Origin of the sequence: Streptosporangium sp. NPDC006930, assembly GCF_040635605.1 — a bacterium.
GTDB lineage: Bacteria > Actinomycetota > Actinomycetes > Streptosporangiales > Streptosporangiaceae > Streptosporangium.
Genome location: NZ_JBEYID010000009.1, coordinates 1 through 19,796 on the forward strand (window position 1 = coordinate 1; position 19,796 = coordinate 19,796).

Here is a 19,796-nt window from a genome sequence, read left to right on the forward strand (position 1 = left end):
AGGCCGCATCTACTCGACGGCTGTCTGACCACAACGGGGTTGGCCATCGAGCCATGGTGATCGCGGGGACGGACTCTACGAATTCAACTGGAGTAGTTGGGAAGCGGACAACTGCGCATGTCGGCGTAGCTGAACAGCTCCCCGCCGAATCATGAAGTCGGCCCTCTGCAAGTTCACTACAGGAGGACCCGGCGCCCGCATTGCTTGGACGCTCGCCGGCGCCGGGCCTTCCGTCAGACCCACTCGAAAGGAGTAGGTCATGTTCAGCATCCCATCGATCGCGAGCACGGACACCCTAGGGGTGCCTCAATGGCTCATGCGTCGACTGCTGACTCTCGTCACCGCTCTGACGGGACGCGGGCATCTTGACAAGATCCCAGCGATCGGAGTCAACATCGATGGCTGAAACCGTCTGGCTGTCGTCAGATGGCCCCCATGGTGACGACTACACCAGCGAGGTCGCCGCAGCCGTATCCGAGGCTGTCCGCGTCCTCAACCACGCCACGCTCTCCCGTGTCGGCGTCACCTATCCGTCCACCGTGTACGACGTCCTCGGCCGTATTGGCATTTCGACAGCTGGGCTTGACCAACTGCTGAGGCAACTCGGCGAGGCGTTGCGGCGCATGCAGGAATCCGGGCAACTGGGTGACGACCATGGCGACCCCGGCAAGCGTCTTGACAAGGCTCTGTCAGAACTCGCGGCGGCCCGGAAGTCGGCACGTGACCTCGCGCTCCGACTCGACCGTGCCTTCAACACCACGGCCGGTCTGCATCTGACAGACAGAGGCAGGCACTAGATGAAACGAGAAAGGCTGTATTTCGACGACCGATTCCCGACTCGGAGGCAGGTAGCAGGCCTGTCGGACGCCGCATTCCGTATACATTTCACAGCGATCTTCTGGTGTGCCCACAACCTGACCGACGGTGCGGTACTCCAGGAAGACCTGATCGACGTGTGTCCGCGAGTGCGGAAGCCGCTGCGCTTCATCGCCGAACTCGTGTCCCGGGGTACCTGGCATCTGCCTGGCGAAGAGTGTCCCTCCGATCTCTGCCCGGCGCCTGTGGCGAAGGGGTGGGTGATTCACGACTTCTTCGCATTCGTGCCCGCTAAGGAGCGGGTGGAGAAAGAACGGAAAGCTAACGCCGAGCGGCAGAAAAGGTGGCGAGACAGGCGACGCGACCGGACCGAGCCACACGCCGTCGACGGTGGCGTTGGTAACGCCGAACGTAACGCGTTACTAACGCCACGCAGTTCCGTCCAGTCCCCGAAGGGGACTAGGACGGAAGAAGATGAAGACAATCAGTCGTCTTCTCGTCCGTCTTCTCGTCCGTCTTCTCGCCGTAACGCGCGCGCCTGGGCGAACGACGACGACTCCGTCGATCGCGGTATCGTCCAGCTCCTGGCTGAGTTGACCGGCCGCGAGATTCGCCTCCTCGACGCGGCCGTGATCCGCCACGCGATCCTCGATGGCCGGTCCGTCAAGCACCGAAGTCGCTACGTGGCCAAGGCACTCAAGGAAGACCCCGACAAGTTCCTGCCTGCGGTCGAGGGCGTCGAGCCCAGTCCGTCGCTGAGGATCGCCCCAGATTGGTGCGGTTACTGCGACGAGCGCACCCGGCAGATGGAACTTCGCGACAACACTGTGGCGCGCTGCCCGGCGTGCCACCCACTCATGGCTAAGAGACCTGCGTCATGACCAGACGCAAAGCACTGTCCTGCTTGAGAAAGCACCGCAGGCAGCCTGCGCTTTCGACGTCACGGAAACATCCGACCCGCCGCCCTGCCGAGGTGCTGGCCGCAACGTGCGGATCTACGCCAGGGTACGGCGACAAAACGGCCCCGACTCCAGTACCGCCAAGCACGTCGCCGGGGCCGCACCCCTACCCGCCAGCAACGAACGCATAGGAGCGCCTCTCATCATGACCGCATCCACCACTCGTAAACAGCGGACTCCGCACATCGTCTTACCAAGTGGACCGCCCCGCCTGACGTCCAGCGCCGCCACGGAACTGCTCGCCATCCTGCTGGAGGCTCACCAAACCATGCTCGTCAACCGCCCCAACGTCGCATAGGACCCATGAACACCATCCGCTTCGCCTTCTACGGCCGGGTCTCCACCGAGGACAAGCAGGATCCCCAGTCCTCGCGAGGCTGGCAGATCACCCGCTCCCGCGCGCTCATCGAGTCGCGCGGGGGCGTGATCGTCACCGAGTTCTTCGACGTCGACAAGTCCCGCTCGATCCCCTGGCAGCGCCGCCCGCACGCGGCGGCGCTGCTCGCCGAACTACGCAACCCCGACCGCGGCTTCGACGCGGTGGTGATCGGCGAGCCGCAACGAGCCTTCTACGGCAACCAGTACGGCCTGACCTTTCCCGTCTTCGAGCACTTCCGGGTTCCGCTCTGGGTGCCCGAGGTGGGCGGCCCCATCGACCCGAACAACGAGGCCCATGACCTGGTCATGAGCGTGTTCGGCGGTATGAGCAAAGGCGAGCGCAACCGCATCAAGATCCGCGTGCGCAGCGCCATGTCAGCCCAAGCCCAGATGGAAGGCCGCTTTCTGGGAGGTCGGCCGCCTTATGGCTACCGGCTGGCCGACGCGGGCCCACACCCCAACCCGGCCAAGGCGGCCGACGGCAAGCGTGCTCACCGACTGGAGCTTGATCCCGTCGCCGCACCCGTGGTGGAAGAGATCTTCGCGGTCTTTCTCGACGGCTACGGCCTGTTCGCCATTGCCGAGAGACTGACCCACAACGGGATTCCCAGCCCATCAGCTCACGATCCGGGCCGGAACCGTCACCGCTCCGGCATCGCCTGGTCCAAGAGCGCGGTGCGCGCCATCTTGACCAACCCCCGCTACACCGGCCACCAGGTGTGGAACCGCCAGCGCAAGGACGAGGTCCTCATCGATGTGGACGACGTCGGCCTGGGCCACACCACGAAGCTCAGGTGGAACTCCAAGCAGGACTGGGTCTGGTCGAAGACGGTCGTTCACCCGCCGATCGTGTCCACGGAGGATTTCGACGCCGTGCAGATGACGCTGACGGGGCGAGGCGATCGCCACACCGACAAGACCCGCAAGCGCACCCCCAAGCCGTACCAGCTCCGGGGGCTGCTGTACTGCGGTGTCTGCGACCGCAGAATGCAGGGCCAATGGGTCAACGACGCGGCCTACTACCGCTGCCGCTTCCCCGAAGAGTACGCCCTGGCCAACCACCTCATGCATCCCCGCAACGTCTACCTACGAGAGGACCGCGTCGTCCCGCGACTGGACCGCTGGCTCGGCCGGCTGTTCGCGCCCCACAACGTTGACCAGACTCTCGACGTCTTGGCGGCCGCACAGGACGTGACACCGCCCGAGGCCCAAGCACTCGCTGTGGCACGCCGCCAGATCACCGAGTGTGACCGCAGGCTCGCCCAGCATCGGGCTGCTCTTGAGGCGGGCGCCGACCCGGCGCTCGTCGCCGGATGGATCCAGGAAGAGCTTGTCCGCAAGACCGCGGCCGAGCAACGCCTCGGCCGCGCGCACGTACTGCCTCAGAGGCGGCTGAGGCGTGATGAACTGGCGGAGATCACGCACAGGCTTGGAGACATGGTGCGAGTTCTCTCGAATGCCGACCCGATCCGGAAGGCCAAGATTTACGCGAACATCGGACTGCGGCTGGTCTACCATCCGTCAAAACAGAAAGTCCTGGTCACGTCTACACATGACCAGGACCCCATAGGTGACCGGTTTGTGTCCGAGGGGGGACTTGAACCCCCATGCCCCGCAAAGGGCACTAGCACCTCAAGCTAGCGCGTCTGCCTATTCCGCCACCCGGACGTGGTGCCTGCACGTGGGACCGTCATCCCGCGTCGGCGGACTTAGGTTAGCAAACTCTTGAGCCGCCGTCATATCGGTAAGAGGGCAGGTGCGGGCGGGGTGCCGGGAAGGGGTGCCCGGCGGCAGGATGGGAGGTGGAAGCCGTACCGAAACCCCAAGGAGTCCACCATGACGGCGATCAACGCTGAGGACGAGGTCGTCGGGCTGTGCCGCGACCTGATCAGGATCGACTCGACCAACGCGGGCGACAATTCGGGGCCCGGTGAGCGGGCCGCCGCCGAGTACGTGGCCGAGAAGCTGGCCGAGGTGGGGCTGGAGCCGAAGATCCTGGAGTCGGACAGCCGCAGGGCCAACGTGGTCGCCCGCATCGCCGGGGAGGACTCCTCCCGTGACGCCCTGCTGCTCCACGGCCACCTGGACGTCGTCCCCTTCAACGCCGCCGACTGGACCCAGCACCCGCTCAGCGGTGAGATCGTCGACGGCTGCGTCTGGGGGCGCGGGGCGGTCGACATGAAGAACATGGACGCGATGATCCTCGCGGTGGTGCGGCAGCGGCTCGCCGAGGGGCGCAGGCCGCCGAGGGACGTGGTGCTGGCCTTCACCGCCGACGAGGAGGCGGGGGGCAACTACGGCGCCCAGTGGCTCGCCGACGAGCACAAGAGCCTGTTCGACGGGTGCTCGGAGGCGATCGGCGAGGTGGGCGGGTTCAGCGTCTCCATCGACGAGGCGCGCAGGCTCTACCTGATCGAGGCCGCCGAGAAGGGCATCGCCTGGATGCGCCTGACCGCCACCGGCAGGGCCGGGCACGGCTCGATGCTCAACGCGGAGAACGCGGTCACCGAGCTGGCCGAGGCGGTTGGCCGCATCGGCCGGTACGAGTGGCCGGTCCGGATGACGCGGACGGTGAGGACGTTCCTTGAGGAGACCTCCAGGGTCCTGGAGCTGGAACTCGACCTGGACGACGCGGAGAAGACCGTCGCCAAGCTGGGGCCGCTCGCCCGGATGATCGGCGCCACGCTGCGCAACACCGCCAACCCCACGATGCTGGAGGCGGGCTACAAGGCCAACGTGATCCCCCAGACCGCGACCGCGCACGTGGACGGCCGCTTCCTGCCGGGATACGAGGACGAGTTCTTCGAGACGCTCGACGAGCTGCTCGGCCCCAACGTGACCAGGGAGTTCGTCTACCACGACATCGCCATCGAGACCGGCTTCGACGGACCGCTGGTGCGCGCGATGGCCGACGCGCTCCTCGCCGAGGACCCGGGCGCACTGGCCGTGCCGTACACGCTGTCGGGGGGCACGGACCTCAAGGCGTTCAGCAGGCTGGGCATCCGGGGATTCGGCTTCGCGCCGCTGCGGCTCCCCGCCGACCTGGACTTCTCCGGGATGTTCCATGGCATCGATGAGAGGGTTCCGGTGGATTCGCTCCGGTTCGGGGTCCGGGTCCTTGACCGTTTCCTGGACGGCTGCTGAGCCTTTACCGGGAAAACCGTTGTGTTGACTCGTTGTGGTGCTAACGTAACTCTCCGTTGAGGGATGGTCCGTGTCCAAGCGGGCCCGTCCAGGAGTTTTGGGGAGGTCACGTGGCACGCGTGCCGCACGAGCAGTGGAGGGCGTCATCGCCCGCTGTTCGACGCGCGCCCGTGACTCTTCCCGTCGACGACACGATCCCCGGCCGGGCTGACCGGATGGCGCGGTTCGCGGCCGGCACTCGGTGGGGTTTCATGCGAGCCCTCGCCATCGGTGGTCTCCTGGCCGCCGCATGGCTGCTCGCGGTCGTCTTCGGGCTCCTCGGTGCCGCTCCCGCGGTCGCGGACACCACCGCGACGACAGGAGAGGCCCACTCCCAGACCCCTCACACAGCCGCTTCCGGACCGGCCCTCGGGGCCGGTGTCTTCCCCACGGTCGGCGGCGGGCCTTCGGCGACGGAAAACGCCGAGGCCATGGCGGGGCGAGGTGTGGACGGGCTCACCAGCCAGTCCCAGCCGGGGTTCCCGGCACCCGCCACCGTCGAGCACGGCTCTGGCGCGAATGGATTCGTGCCCCAGAGCGGTAGTGGATCCGGTGCCCCAGGGCCGGGTCCGGGGGATGTCGCGTGGTTCGCCTACGACCCGCGGCCGACGACGCAGCGTGTTCCGCCTGCGTTCGTGCTTCCCCCCGTCGTCCGCACAGCGGCGGACGACCCTTCTTTCTCTCCTGACTGATCTCGTCTCGCGGACCGGCCCATCCCCTTTCTGGTGATCCGCCGGTCGCGGAGCCTGCCTTCATCCTCCGTCCCCAGGAGAACCGCTCCGTTCGGTGAGCGATCAGCAGGCCGAAGAAAAGGCAATTGCCATTCCTCGTGACGGCCCTCGGGGCCTCCGCTGTGCGGGCCTTTCCGGCCTTCCCACGGCTTCGCACGCCCTCACGAGGGTCAGGTCCCCCCCGAAACTGCTAGGAGCTTCAATCATGCGTACGTGGGTTACGGGTACGGCCCCCGCGGCACTGCTCGCACTGGGCGTCATGGCGATGGGCGGCGGTACGGCCTTCGCCGACACCGACGGCGACCATTCGATCGGCGGCGGCAACCAGGTCAACCTCCCGATCACCCTGCCGATCGACATCAGCGGCAACTCCGCCGCCGTGGCCGGGGAGTCGTCCGCCTCCTCGGAGGGCGGCGCCTCCGTCGAGAGCGACGCCGGCGGTGCGGGCGCGGGTGGCAACACCACATCGGGCCGGGGTTCGGTGCTGGGCGGCAACCAGGTCGTCGCCCCCATCACCGCACCCGTCAACGCCTGTGGCAACGCGGTGTCGGTCTTCGGCCGCTCCGAGGCGGGCTGCCGGGGCGGCTCCTCGGTGCGGAACGAGGGCGGGAGCGGCGGCGGAGCCGGCGGCAACCGTACGAACGGTGACCACAGCATCGGCGGCGGCAACCAGGTGGTGGCGCCGATCACCGCGCCGATCAACGCCTGCGGCAACTCCTTCGCGATCTTCGGCGGGGCGACCGCCGGTTGCCGGGGCGGTGCCTCGGTGAGCGGTCAGGGCGGTGCCGGTGGAGCCGGTGGAAACCGCACGTCCGGCCGGGGTTCCGTGCTGGGCGGCAACCAGGTGGTGGCGCCGATCACCGCCCCGATCAACATCTGCGGCAACTCGGTCGCCGTCGTCGGCGAGGCCTTCTCCGGTTGCGAGGGCGGCGCCGAGGTCGGCGGCGGCACGCCCGATGGCCCGGGTGGCCCCGCTGGTCCGGGCGGTCCCGGCGGTCCTGGCCACCCTGGCGGTCCTGGCCACCCGGGTGGTCCCGGTCACCCCGGCGGGCCCGGGCACCCTGGCGGGCCTGGGCACCCTGGCGGGCCTGGGCACCCCGGTGGTCCGGGGTGGCCGGGTAAGCCTGACGGTCACGGCGGACCCGGCCACGGCGACCACGGGAAGCAGGGGCCGCGTCCCGGCGGCGGCTGGGACCACGGTCCGCGTCCGGGCGGCCACGGCGACGACTGGGAGCGCGGTCCCCGTCCCGGCGGCCCCGGGGGCTACGGCCGGCCGGGGAACGACACCGACGGGCGCTTCGGCGCCGGTAGCGGCAACCAGGTGGTCGCGCCGATCACCGCGCCCGCCGAGGTCTGCGGCAACAGCGTCGGCAACGGCCCGGCGGGCTGCCCGGGAGGGACGTCGGCCGGGACGGGCCGGGGTGGCGGTGCGGGCGCGGGCGGCAACGTCACGTCCGGCCGGGGTTCGGTGCTTGGCGGCAACCAGGTGGTGGCGCCGATCACCGCGCCGATCAACGTCTGCGGTAACGCGGTGGCCGTCCTGGGCGGGGCGTTCGCCGGTTGCCAGGGGGGCGCGTCCGTCGTGGGCGGCGGCGGTGGCGCCGGCGCGGGCGGCAACGTCACGTCCGGCCGGGGTTCGGTGCTCGGTGGCAACCAGGTGGTGGCGCCGATCACCGCGCCGATCAACGTCTGCGGCAACGCCGTCGGCGTGCTCGGCCAGGCCGCGGCCGGGTGCAGGGGCGGCGCCTCGGTCTCGGGCGGTGCGGGCGCGGGTACAGGCGCCGGTGACAACCGCACCTCGGGTCGGCACTCCGTGCTTGGTGGCAACCAGGTGGTGGCGCCGATCACCGCGCCGATCAACATCTGCGGCAACGCCGTGGCGGTCCTGGGCGACGCCGCCGCGGGCTGCCTCGGAGGCTCCCGCGCCGGTGGCCCGTCCGGGCGTCCGGGCGGTGGCCAGTGGGGCGGTCCCGGCGGTGGCCACCGGGGCGGCCCCGGTGGGCACGGCGGCCCTGGTGGGCACGGCGGTCACGGCGGTTACGGCAAGGGCCACGGTGACTGGGACTCCAAGCCCGGCAAGCAGAGGACGAGCGGTCTGCTGCCCGCGTTCCCGGCCGTCCCGGCGCTCGGCGGCGCGGCCGGACAGGCGTCCGCCCCCGGCCTGTCGCCGACGGCCGCGGACCGGTCGCGGTTCCCGGCCGCCGAGAGGCTGCCCGAGTTCCCCGCCGCTCCCGCCGTTCCCGCGGCGCCCGCGAGCGAGGTGAGCGACCGGGCCGCGAAGGCCGGAAAGGGCTTGTCGGCTCCCGTCGCCGACCTGACCTCCTCGACCCCGGCCGGAGCCCTGCCGGTCGGTGACCTGGGCCTGATGAGCGCGGCCCAGCCCGTCGGCGTGACCGGGATGAACGTCGGTTCTCTGGTCACCCTCCTGATCGGTGCGCTGGCCGCGGCTGCCGCGACGGTCTTCGGCACCACCCGCCGGATCCGTTTCGGCAAGAAGTAGGGGAACGGGAAGCAAGGCGGGAAGTAAGACATTAGTAACCCATTGGACACGCTTTCCCAGGACCGCTGAGGAAGGCGCCTAGACGCCTCGAAGGCGGCGAGACAGGACGGCCGCGCCCTCGTGGCGCGGCGTCCGCTCGGCCTGCGAGGCACGGAAGCTTTGCCCGTTCCGGGGGCGCGGCCCGGAGCGGGCAAAGCCATGTCCGGAGTCACCCGGAGTTACATCGTCCTGGTCACACGTATTATCTTCCGGCGCAGTCGAACGTCTCGGCGGCCGTCGGGATACAGTCGCAGGCGGTCGAGCTCCCAGTCGCCGTATTCTGCATGTTCGGTCAGTATCCGCCGGGCTGCGTCCCGGGATGTGCCACGCGGAAGGTGGAGGACCAAGTAGGAGTAGTCGAGCACAGCGATTAGTCTCCGAGGGTGAGCCGGGGGACGTCGACACTCATAGGGCTTTATTCTGCGTCCTTGCGGCTTCCCTTGGGAGTGTTCTCGGTCGAGACCGGGTAACCCGAGGGGAAGAAAACGGGGAACGAATGCGAACAGCGAGGTAGGAAGCAGCGTGCCAGCCAAGAACGGCAACGCCGGTGGAACCCGCCTGGTGATCGTCGAGTCGCCTTCCAAGGCGAAGACCATCGCCGGGTACCTCGGCCGCGGCTACGTCGTGGAGTCCAGTATCGGACATATTCGCGATCTCCCTGAGAAGGCCGACGACATCCCCGAGAAGTACAAGGGGGAGTCCTGGGCACGCCTCGGTGTCAACGTGGATCACGAGTTCGAGCCGCTCTATGTCGTCAACCACGACAAGAAGGCGCAGGTGAGCAAGCTCAAGCAGCTGCTCAAGGACGCCGACGAGCTCTATCTCGCCACTGACGAGGACCGCGAGGGCGAGGCGATCGCCTGGCACCTTCGTGAGGTGCTCAATCCCAAGGTGCCGGTCCACCGCATGGTGTTCCACGAGATCACCCCTCGGGCGATCCAGGAGGCGGTGGCCAACCCCCGCGCCCTGAACCTGAGACTGGTCGACGCCCAGGAGACCAGGCGCATCCTCGACCGCCTCTACGGCTACGAGGTCAGCCCGGTCCTGTGGAAGAAGGTCAAGCCCCGCCTGTCCGCCGGGCGCGTGCAGTCCGTGGCGACCCGGCTCGTCGTGGAGCGCGAGCGCGAGCGCCTCGCGTTCACCAGCGCGAGTTACTGGGACCTGCAGGCGCTGCTCGACACCGGCCGCGACGAGATCCCGCACGAGTTCACCGCCATGCTGACCGGTGTGGGCGGTAAGCGCGTCGCCCAGGGCCGTGACTTCGCGAGCAACGGCACCCTCAAGAACGCCGACGTGCTCCACCTGGACGAGCAGGCGGCCCGTGCCCTGGCCGGGCGCCTCGCCGGGGTCTCGTACAAGGTCAAGTCCGTCGAGCGCAAGCCGTACACCCGCAAGCCGTACGCGCCGTTCAGGACGACCACGCTGCAGCAGGAGGCGAGCCGCAAGCTGGGCTTCTCCGCGAAGTCGACCATGCAGGTCGCCCAGCGTCTGTACGAGAACGGCTTCATCACCTACATGCGAACCGACAGCATCACGCTGTCGGAGACCGCCGTCGCGGCGGCCCGCAGCCAGGCGATCAAGCTGTACGGCGCGGCGTACGTGCCCGACAAGCCGCGCGTGTACGCGAGCAAGGTCAAGAACGCGCAGGAGGCGCACGAGGCGATCCGTCCCTCGGGTGAGGAGTTCCGCACGCCGGGCGAGACCGGGCTGAGCGGCGACATGTTCCGCCTGTACGAGCTGATCTGGCAGCGGACCGTGGCCTCCCAGATGAAGGACGCGGTCGGCGAGTCGGTCACCGTCAAGGTGAACGGCACGTCGAATTCGGGTGAGCTGGTCGAGTTCACCGCCTCCGGCCGGACGATCACCTTCCACGGTTTCCTGAAGGCCTACGTCGAGGGCGCGGACGACCCGTCCACCGACCGGGACGACTCCGAGAAGCGCCTGCCGAACCTCACCGAGAACGACCCGCTCACCGCGTCCGCGCTCAACGTGCTGGCGCACGCGACCAAGCCGCCCGCGCGATACACCGAGGCGTCGCTGATCAAGGAGCTGGAGGACCGGGAGATCGGCCGCCCGTCGACGTACGCGTCGATCATCGGGACGATCCTGGACCGCGGTTACGTCTTCAAGAAGGGCACGGCCCTGGTGCCGTCCTTCCTGGCGTTCGCGGTGGTGAACCTGCTGGAGCGGCACTTCGGAAACCTCGTCGACTACGACTTCACCGCCGACATGGAGAAGGTCCTCGACGACATCGCGAACGACCGGGCGGAGCGGGTGCCCGAGCTGCGCCGGTTCTACTTCGGCGCGGAGGGCGACGAGGGCCTGAAGGAGCTGGTCACCGACCTCGGTGAGATCGACGCCAAGGAGATCAGCTCGTTCTCCATCAGGGGCACCGACATCATGATCCGGGTGGGGCGCTACGGCCCGTACCTGGACCGCGACGGCGCCCGGGTGAACGTGCCGGAGGACCTCGCGCCCGACGAGCTCACCGCCGAGATGGCCGAGGAGCTGTTCTCCCGTCCGACGGGTGACAGGGAGCTGGGCAAGGACCCGGTGACCGGGCACGTGATCGTGGCCAAGGACGGCCGTTACGGCCCGTACGTCACCGAGATCCTTCCCGAGGAGGCGCCGCCGGCCGAGGGCGCCAAGAAGAAGACCAAGAAGGCCGACGCCGTCAAGCCGCGCACCGGCTCGCTGCTCAAGTCGATGTCCCTGGACACCGTCACCCTGGAAGACGCCCTGAAGCTCCTCTCGCTGCCTCGCGTGCTCGGGGTGATCGACGACCAGGAGGTCACCGCCCAGAACGGCAGATTCGGGCCTTACGTCAAGAAGGGCACCGACTCGCGCTCGCTGGCGTCCGAGGAGGAGATGTTCACGATCACCCTTGAGCGGGCCAAGGAGTTGTTCGCCCAGCCCAAGGCGAGGGGAAGGCAGGCCGCGGCGGCGCCCCCGCTGCGCGAGCTGGGCGAGGATCCCGTCTCCAAGAAGCCGATCGTGGTGAAGGAGGGGCGGTTCGGGCCGTACGTCACCGACGGCGAGACCAACGCCTCCCTGCGCAAGGGTGACGAGGTCGAGCAGATCACGACCGAGCGCGCCGCCGAGCTCCTCGCCGACCGCCGCGCCCGTGGCCCGGCGCCCAAGCGTCCCCGCACCACCAGGGCCAAGGCGAAGGCCTGACACTTCGTTTTCGGGGTCCCTGGGAGCTTTCAGGCCGGCCTTCCAGGGTTCTGTGAGCTCCCAGGGCCTTGAGGGCTTTCGGGGTGTTGAGTTTCCAGGGTCCTGAGCTTTCAGGGTCCTGGGCCTCCAGGTTCCGAGTCTCCGGGGTCCTGGGCTTCCAGGGTTTTGGAAGTTCAGAGCCCTGAACCGGCGTGCTTCTGGGCTTCCGAGGCTCTGGACTTCCGGGGTTCCAGGTATCCGGGAACGCATTCGCCATCCCGGGCGTTCTTCGGAGCGCACCGGGAACGGCCGGTGGGCGCGGGAGAGGCGAGTGACGGTTGTGGGTTTCGTGTCGCTGGTCATCTGCGCGATCACGCTGGTCCACTTCTATCTGTGGCGTCGCCTGGTCGGTTCGACCACGAGGCCCGGCCGGACCCGCCGGGTGCTGACGTGGGTTCTCGTCGCCCTGGCCGTGCTCGCCCCGGTGACGTTGGTCGCCTCCCGCAGCGAGTGGGGCCACTTCCTGGCCTGGCCGGGGTTCTTCTGGATCGCGGTGATGTTCTACCTCTTCGTGTTCCTGGTGATCCTGGAGATTCCCCGGGGTGCGGCCCTGCTGGTCCTGAGGTGGACGGAGCGGCGGGCGGAGGGGCCGGATGTGGCGGACGCTCAGGAGAAGCGGGTCGCGCTCATGGCCGCCCAGCCGGTGCCCGCCGTTCGACCCGATGTCGCCGACCGGTCCGCCGTCGCCGGTCGGTCCGGGTTCGAGGCGGGGTCCGAGGCGGGGTCCGGGAGGAGGGCCGAGGCGAGTTCGGAGACGGGAACCGAGATCGGTGGCGTGATCGTCGTTCCCGGTGCCGGGGACGCGCGGCGCGACGGAGGGTTTCCAGGAGGACCGTACGGCCAGGCCGGGATGAGCAGGAGGCTGTTCATCGCCCGTACGGCAGCGGTCGCCGCCGGGGCGGGGGCGCTGGGCACGGTCGGGTTCGGGGTGAGGACGGCTCTCGGTGACCCGGTGATCGAACCGGTCAGGGTCGTCCTGCCCAGACTGGATCCGCGCCTGAGCGGCCTGCGGTTCGCGGTGGTGAGCGACATCCACCTGGGCCCGCTCACCGGTACGGAACACGCCCGTCGCCTCGTCCGCATGATCAACTCACTGGAGGCCGACGTGGTCGCCGTCGTCGGCGACCTGGTCGACGGTACGGTGGCCGAACTCGGCTCGCTGGCCGTGCCGCTGAAGGACCTCGAATCCCGCTACGGTGCCTACTTCGTCACCGGCAACCACGAGTACTACACCGCCAACGGCCCGCAGGAGTGGATCGAGGAGCTGCGCGGGCTCGGCATCCGCCCCCTCGGCAACGAGCGCGTCGAGATCGCCCACGGGGGAGCCGTTCTCGACCTCGCCGGGGTCAACGATCTCGGCGGTGTCGCCTCGGGTGACGGCCCCGACTTCGAGCGGGCGCTGGGCGGTCGTGACCGTTCCCGGTCCACCGTCCTGCTCGCCCACCAGCCGGTCCAGGCCGTCCAGGCGGCGACGTACGGCGTGGACCTCCAGCTGTCCGGCCACACGCACGGTGGCCAGATGGTCCCCTTCAATCTGGTCATCCCGATGCAGCAGCCGGTCGTCTCCGGCCTCGGCGAGGTGGACGGCACCCAGGTTTACGTGACGCGGGGCGCGGGCTTCTGGGGGCCGCCGGTCCGGGTGGGCGCACCGCCTGAGATCACTCTTCTGGAAGTCCGGAACGAGTAACCCTGGACACCCGGCCTGGGGCACACCGTTCAGGAAGTTCGCGGTGAGCACCTGGGGAACTCGGCAGGGAGACTTCCTCGGGAAGTTCACGGCGGGCACTCGCGAGAACTCGGACAGGAGTGCTCCTCCGGGAGTCCGCAGCGAGCACCCGGGGGAAACCCGGCAGGGAGACCACTCGGTAAGTTCACGGGGAGCACCTGGGGAACTCGGACGGGAGTGCCCCTCCGGAAGTCCGTGGCGAGCACCTCTGGAAATTCCACCGGAGGCACTTTGGGGGGCTCCAACGGCAGCACCTCTGGAAACAGTCGTACCGAGCGCCTCTTTTCGCGGGTGTGACCTGCGGGGTGCGGGGCCGGCGTATTACCCTCGTGCGACGGGCAGCCGGGTATTTCCGCCTGGCTCGTGTTTTCCCAAGCCCAGCGAGCATCTGGATACGCTGACACTATGACCACCCCTGGCCGGAGCACCGCGCGACGTAAGACCCCCCACGTGCTGGCCAACGCCCCGTTCCGCAAGCTGTGGACGGCGATGTCGGTATGCAGCCTGGGAGACTGGCTCAACCTCCTCGCGCTGACCGCCCTGGCGGGCAATCTCACCGCGGCGTCGGGCTACCAGGTTCAGAGCCTGGCCATCGGCGGCGTCTTCGTGGCGAAGATGCTCCCGGCCATCCTGCTGGGACCGCTCGCGGGGGCGTTCGCCGACCGGTTCGACCGGCGGCTGACGATGTTCTTCTGCGATCTCCTGCGCTTCGCGCTGGTGCTGTCGATCCCGCTGGTCGGCAGCTACCAGTGGGTGATCATCGCCACGTTCCTGGTCGAGTGCGTCAACCTCTTCTGGGTGCCGGCCAAGGACGCCACGGTGCCCAACCTGGTGCCCAAGGAGCGGCTGGAGGAGGCCAACCAGCTCAACCTCCTGGTCACGTACGGCACGGCGCCCGTCGCCGCGCTGCTGTTCGCGCTGCTTTCCGTCGCCGACGACGTCCTGGGCAGGCTGGTGCCGTTCCTCGCCCAGCGCGAGACCTACCTGGCGTTGTTCATCAACGCGCTCGCCTACCTGGTCTCCGCCGTCATCATCTTCTCGCTCAAGGACATCCCGAAGAGCGGAGCGCGGGCCACCTCCACGCCGTCGGTGCTGCGGCAGATCTTCGAGGGCTGGCGGTTCGTCGGCGGCAACCGGCTGATCCGCGGTCTGATCATCGGCATGCTGGGCGCGTTCGCCGCCGGTGGCGCGGTGGTCGGGGTGGCCAAGATCTACGTGGAGGCGCTGGGCGGCGGCGACGCGGCGTACGGCGTGGTCTTCGGCGCGGTCTTCGTCGGTATGGCCTCCGGCATGTTCTTCGGGCCCAGGCTGCTGAGGGAGCTGTCGCGGCGGAGGCTGTTCGGCCTGTCGATCGTGGTGGCGGGGCTCGTCCTCGTCGCGGTCGCCCTCGTCCACAACCTGGTGATCGTCGTCCTGCTGACCGTGCTGCTCGGCGCGTGCGCGGGAATCGCGTGGATCATCGGCTACACCATGATCGGGCTGGAGGTGGACGACAGCCTGCGGGGCCGTACGTTCTCCTTCCTGCAGTCGCTAGCCCGGGTGACCCTGCTGCTGGTGGTCGCGGTCGCGCCGACCCTGGCGGGCCTGTTCGGCGAGCGCCAGATCAGGGTCGGTCTGGAGCCGGTCTACCGGTTCGACGGCTCGAACCTGGTCTTGCTGGTCGGCGGGCTGCTCGCGGTGATCGTCGGAATCGTCGCGCTGCGGCAGATGGACGACCGCAGGGGCGTCTCGATCGTCGCCGACCTGCTCGCCGCGGTGCGCGGGGAGCGCTTCGCCCCCGAGAGCCCTGAGCAGGGGCGCGGGATGTTCATCGCGTTCGAGGGCGGTGAGGGGTCGGGGAAGACCACCCAGTCCAGGTTGCTCGCGATCTGGCTGCGCGACCAGGGCTTCGACGTCGTGCAGACCCGTGAGCCCGGCTCGACCAAGGTGGGGATGCGGCTGCGGGCGATCCTGCTCGACGCCGTGCACCAGGGACTGTCGGCGAGGTCCGAGGCGCTGCTGTACGCGGCCGACCGGGCCGAGCACGTGGAGAAGGTCATCCGACCGGCACTGTACCGGGGTTCGATGGTGATCTCCGATCGCTACGTCGACTCGTCGCTCGCCTACCAGGGCGCGGGCCGCGCCCTGGACACCGGGGACGTCACGATGATCAACAATTGGGCCACCGGCGGGCTCGTCCCCGATCTCACCGTGCTCATCGACACCCCGCCTTCGGTGGGGCTGGCCCGGCTGGGCGGGGCCGCCGACCGCATCGAGTCGGAGCCCCTGGAGTTCCACGAGCGCGTCCGTCGTGAGTTCCGGGCACTGGCCGCCGCCGAGCCCGACCGCTACCTGGTCGTCGACGGGACCCTGCCCCAGAGTCAGATCTCCTCGATCGTCCACGACCGGATCCGCGAGATCCTGCCCGACCCGGTGCCGCAGGAGTCGGAGGACGTCACCGGGACGATGCCCGCGATCCGCGACTGAGCCCGCGTCCCCGACGGTAGGTTGGGGGCGTGGGAGTCTTTGACGATCTTGTGGGGCAGGAACGGGCCTCCGCGACGCTCCGCCGGGCGGCGGCGGCCGGGGCCGATCTGCTGGCCGGAGGGCGCGGCGCAGGGATGACCCACGCGTGGTTGTTCACCGGGCCGCCCGGATCCGGTCGCGAGGAGGCCGCGCGGGCGTTCACCGCCGCGCTGTTCTGCCCGGACCAGGGGTGCGGCCACTGCGACATGTGCCACCAGGTGGCGGTCGGCTCCCACCCCGACCTGGAGATCGTCCGCCCGCAGGGGCTCTCGTACGGCATCAAGGACACCCGGCGGCTCATCCTGCGCGCGGCCGGGGCGCCGACGCTGGGCCGCTGGCGGGTCGTGCTGTTCGAGGACGCCGACCGGGCGACCGAGGGGGCGTCCAACGCGCTGCTCAAGGCCATCGAGGAGCCGCCGCCGAGGACGGTGTGGCTGCTCTGCGCGCCCTCCCCGGACGACATGATGATCACCATCAGGTCCCGATGCCGGATCGTCACGCTCGTCACCCCGCCCACCGCGGCGGTCGCCCACGTGCTGGCCACCCGCGAGAACGTGCCGGTGGCGATGGCGGAGTTCGCGGCCAGGGCCGCCCAGGGGCATATCGACCGTGCCCGCAGGCTCGCCCTGGACGGGGACGCGCGTGCGCGCCGCGAGGCGGTGCTGTCCATCCCCCGGTCGCTGACCGGTGTCGGGGAGTGCGTGATGGCTGCCGAGCGGCTGGTGAAGACCGCCGAGGACGAGGCCGCCGCGGTCACCGCGGTGCTGAACGAGTCGGAGATCACCGAGCTGCGGCAGGCCTACGGCGAGGGCTCCACGGGCAAGGGGCTCAACAGGGGCCTGATCCGCGGCGGCGCCGGGGCGCTCAAGGATCTCGAGGACCGCCAGAAGTCCCGGGCGACCCGCACCAAGCGCGACGTCATCGACGCCTCTTTGCTCGACCTGGTGGCGTTCTATCGCGATGTGCTGGCGGTGCAGTTCGGCGCGTACGTGGAACTGGCGAGTGAGGACCGCCGCGCAGACCTGGACGAACTGGCCCGTGCCTCCACGCCGGAAGACACCCTGCGCAGGATCGACGCGATCATGCGCTGCCGGAGGCGGCTGGCGTCCAACGTCAGTCCGCAGATGGCGGTCGAGTCGATGACCATCTCGCTGCACCGGCCCGGGCTCTGAGCCTCGGCCGTCCCCGAACCGTACCGGGCGGGATTCGCCGACCCCGAACCGGCCCTGAACCGGCTTGATTCGGCCCCGAATCGGCCCCGAAACGATCCTGACGTCGTACCGGGCCGATTCCGGACCGGTCTTATCCGGTCGTACGGGGCCGTCGGACCTGGCTGTGAGGTCACGCGAGGCTCTCGGGTGCCGTTTTCAGGAGCCGCAGTCCATAGAGCCGGTTCCACGCCGCGAGGGCCCAATCACTGCCCGCCGTCCCCGGGCGCGGATCGACGGCGCGATGCCCGCTTGTTCGTCGCGGTGTCCGGGCCGGGGCCGTTCGGAGAGGGCTCTGACCGATACCGGACATTTTCCAGTTTCCTTGGCCGGCGGCTGAATATCTGCTGGTGGGAGGGTAGTTGGTAACCCTCATCAAGTAGTCGCTATCCGTCTGTTTCCGATTAGGTGGAACCATTCATCGCTAAGTCGCCTCAAAGTACGAGTACGGGTCGTTAAGATTAACCGGCAAAATAGGTTATTTCGTTATAAATCGGTGGACAGTGTCCTGCTCTATGGGGATGAGCAGCGAAGACCGGGGGACTCTTGGTGAGCATTGGGGCACGGTACGGCGGGATTCCGCCCGCGAAGGAGCGGGCCGTCACGAGCCGTGTGGGCGACGACGACACGCTGAGAATCGAGTGGCCGCAGCCGATCCACGGGGGCGACGGGAACGATCCCGGGATCGTTCTGCGGCACGTGGAGACCGGCGAGGAGTGCGAGGCCACGAATCTGAAGGCACTCTCCGCGGGCATCTGGACGGCGTCGCGAGGCGGTGAGCCCATCGCCACCGACGACCCGGGATTCTCGCTCGACGGCCTGTGGGCCTACGCGGAGACCCCCAGAAACCGAGAGATCAGGGCGTTTCGCACCGCTGTCGGGACGCTGGGCCTGCGGGTCCGCGAGGTCGAGCCGTACGTCGAGGTGATCCGGGTGACCGCGGAGGACGGGGTGATCGAGGTCGAGGGCGCCGTCGCGTACGGCGAGCCGATCCGGGGGGCGGCGAAACTCGTGGCGGTGGCCCGCCGGGGACCTGAGCCCGTGAGCGGGCCCGCGAACTTCCAGGGGCGGTGGTTCGACGGCGGGATCGAGATCGCGCCGATGGCCGAGACGCAGGTACGGCGCCGGGTCTTCTGGGATCTCTACGCGGAGTTCTCCGGAACCCGTCTGCCGCTCGCGACTCGCCTTGATGACATAACGGACAAGAAAACCAAAATTCGGTTCCCGGCCCAGCGCGTGGGACAGGTGAGGGTCCGGCCGTACTACACCGAGACCGACAGCCTCGCCGTCGCGCTCAGCGTCGAGGAGGAGAGCTCGTGAAGATCTCCTTTCTCATCCTCAACGCCTACGGCATGGGCGGAACCATCCGCGCCACCTTCGACCTGGCCACGGCGATGTCCGAGCGGCACGAGGTCGAGATCGTCAGCGTCTTCCAGCACGCCGACGTCCCCTTCCTGCCGTTGGGCTCCCAGGTTCGCCTGCGTTCACTGGTGGACCTGCGGGAGGGGGCCAGGGTCCGCTGGCCGTACGCGAAGAAGGCCGAGCGGCTGAGCGCGCGGGAGAGCGCGCTGATCCACCCCGAGGAGCGCGCGTACGCCTCCTTCAGCGCCTGGAGCGACGAGGTTCTCGTCCGCGAGCTGCGCAGGCTCCGCAGCGACGTGCTGATCACCACCCGCGCGGGGCTCAACATCATGGCCGCGAGGTACGCGCGCAAACGGGTCATCACGATCGCCCAGGAGCACCTGCACTTCGAGGCACACCAGCCCGGGATCTTCGAGGAGATCCGGACGTGGTATCCGAGGCTCGACGCCGTCGTGACCCTCACCGAGGCCGACGAGCACGACTACCGGAAGATGCTCGACGGGGCGTCCACCCAGGTGTTCACCATCGGCAACGGGCTGCCCGGCGGCCCGCGTCCGCGCTCCCGGCAGGAGAACCGGATCGTGCTGGCCGCGGGCAGGCTGGTGCCGGTCAAAGGGTACGACCGCCTGCTGAAGGCGTTCGCCCGGGTGGCCAAGGAGCGCCCGGACTGGAAACTGCGCATCTACGGCGAGGGCCGGGTCGGTGACAAGCTGATCAAGCAGTCCGTCAAGCTGCGCCTGCACAACAACGTCACGTTCATGGGGCCCACGGGAGACATCGAGGGCGAGCTCGCCAAGGCCTCGATCCACGTGGTCAGCTCTCGTTTCGAGGGCTTCGGCATGACCATCATCGAGGCGTTCGCCTCCGGGGTGCCGGTGGTCAGTTTCGACTGCCCCCGTGGGCCTCGCGAGATCATCACGCCCGGGATCGACGGGCTGCTCGTCCCCGCGGACGACGTGGACGCACTGGCCGCCGGGCTGATCCAGATGATCGACGACGAGGAGGGCCGCCACCGGATGGCCGAGAACGCCCTCCAGACGGCCAGGAGCTACGACATCTCCATGATCGCCGACCGCTGGGAGAAGTCCTTCGCCGAACTCGGCCGCTGAGCCGAGCCCGCGCGCCGGGCGGAGCGCACCGGATGGGACACGTGGGCAGGAAGGGGCCACAGGC

The 19,796-nt window shown here is 68.9% G+C and carries 13 protein-coding genes, 1 tRNA gene and 1 pseudogene; 12 read left to right on the forward strand and 3 right to left on the reverse strand.

Going from position 1 to position 19,796, the window contains the following annotated elements; all coding sequences use genetic code 11:
- Positions 1–398 precede the first annotated feature (398 nt).
- From ABZ664_RS17380 to ABZ664_RS17390, 3 genes and pseudogenes are all read left to right on the forward strand, one after another.
- Positions 399–797, forward strand: a complete 399-nt coding sequence (locus tag ABZ664_RS17380; protein ID WP_362510084.1) for a hypothetical protein — start codon at positions 399–401, stop codon at positions 795–797.
- Positions 798–1,697: a hypothetical protein gene (locus tag ABZ664_RS17385; protein ID WP_362510087.1), complete on the forward strand. Its 900-nt coding sequence runs from the start codon at positions 798–800 to the stop codon at positions 1,695–1,697.
- 381 nt (positions 1,698–2,078) lie between these two features.
- Positions 2,079–3,191: pseudogene (locus ABZ664_RS17390) on the forward strand (recombinase family protein); the annotation flags it as partial.
- 48 nt (positions 3,192–3,239) lie between these two features.
- Here ABZ664_RS17390 and ABZ664_RS17395 read toward each other — a convergent pair.
- Together ABZ664_RS17395 and ABZ664_RS17400 are read right to left on the reverse strand one after the other, a co-directional pair.
- A complete protein-coding gene (locus tag ABZ664_RS17395) occupies positions 3,240–3,671 on the reverse strand; it encodes a hypothetical protein (RefSeq protein WP_362510090.1) in 432 nt (143 codons plus the stop codon).
- 64 nt (positions 3,672–3,735) lie between these two features.
- Positions 3,736–3,821: transfer RNA gene (locus ABZ664_RS17400), tRNA-Leu, on the reverse strand.
- A 168-nt stretch (positions 3,822–3,989) separates the two neighbouring features.
- Here ABZ664_RS17400 and ABZ664_RS17405 point away from each other — a divergent pair.
- The 3 genes from ABZ664_RS17405 (at position 3,990) to ABZ664_RS17415 (ending at position 8,567) form a co-directional block, all read left to right on the forward strand.
- A complete protein-coding gene (locus tag ABZ664_RS17405; protein WP_362510093.1) occupies positions 3,990–5,297 on the forward strand; it encodes a M20/M25/M40 family metallo-hydrolase in 1,308 nt (435 codons plus the stop codon).
- A 170-nt stretch (positions 5,298–5,467) separates the two neighbouring features.
- Positions 5,468–6,028, forward strand: a complete 561-nt coding sequence (locus ABZ664_RS17410) for a hypothetical protein (protein WP_362510096.1) — start codon at positions 5,468–5,470, stop codon at positions 6,026–6,028.
- Positions 6,029–6,272: 244 nt separating this feature from the next.
- Positions 6,273–8,567 carry a chaplin family protein gene (locus tag ABZ664_RS17415; RefSeq protein ID WP_362510099.1) on the forward strand — a complete coding sequence of 765 codons (2,295 nt, stop codon included), beginning with the start codon at positions 6,273–6,275 and terminating at the stop codon, positions 8,565–8,567.
- 218 nt (positions 8,568–8,785) lie between these two features.
- On the opposite strand, the gene ABZ664_RS17420 is transcribed toward ABZ664_RS17415, so the two are convergent.
- The gene (locus ABZ664_RS17420) at positions 8,786–8,971 is read right to left on the reverse strand and encodes a DUF5703 family protein (RefSeq protein WP_084195129.1); all 186 of its coding nucleotides are present in this window, start codon (positions 8,969–8,971) and stop codon (positions 8,786–8,788) included.
- A 157-nt stretch (positions 8,972–9,128) separates the two neighbouring features.
- Here ABZ664_RS17420 and topA point away from each other — a divergent pair, with 157 nt between their 5' ends.
- From topA to ABZ664_RS17450, 6 genes are all read left to right on the forward strand, one after another.
- Positions 9,129–11,783 (forward strand): type I DNA topoisomerase, encoded by a 2,655-nt coding sequence (topA, locus tag ABZ664_RS17425; RefSeq protein ID WP_362510102.1) that lies wholly within the window; start codon positions 9,129–9,131, stop codon positions 11,781–11,783.
- A gap of 310 nt (positions 11,784–12,093) precedes the next feature.
- On the forward strand, positions 12,094–13,509 hold the full coding sequence (locus ABZ664_RS17430; RefSeq protein ID WP_362510105.1) for a metallophosphoesterase: 1,416 nt from the start codon (positions 12,094–12,096) through the stop codon (positions 13,507–13,509).
- A gap of 444 nt (positions 13,510–13,953) precedes the next feature.
- Positions 13,954–16,014, forward strand: a complete 2,061-nt coding sequence (gene tmk, locus ABZ664_RS17435) for a dTMP kinase (RefSeq protein ID WP_362510108.1) — start codon at positions 13,954–13,956, stop codon at positions 16,012–16,014.
- 29 nt (positions 16,015–16,043) lie between these two features.
- Positions 16,044–17,225: a DNA polymerase III subunit delta' gene (locus ABZ664_RS17440; protein WP_362510111.1), complete on the forward strand. Its 1,182-nt coding sequence runs from the start codon at positions 16,044–16,046 to the stop codon at positions 17,223–17,225.
- A gap of 585 nt (positions 17,226–17,810) precedes the next feature.
- Positions 17,811–18,581, forward strand: a complete 771-nt coding sequence (locus ABZ664_RS17445; RefSeq protein ID WP_362510114.1) for a hypothetical protein — start codon at positions 17,811–17,813, stop codon at positions 18,579–18,581.
- Positions 18,578–19,732 carry a glycosyltransferase family 4 protein gene (locus tag ABZ664_RS17450; RefSeq protein WP_362510117.1) on the forward strand — a complete coding sequence of 385 codons (1,155 nt, stop codon included), beginning with the start codon at positions 18,578–18,580 and terminating at the stop codon, positions 19,730–19,732. Before ABZ664_RS17445 ends, ABZ664_RS17450 begins: the two co-directional genes overlap by 4 nt.
- Positions 19,733–19,796 lie beyond the last annotated feature (64 nt).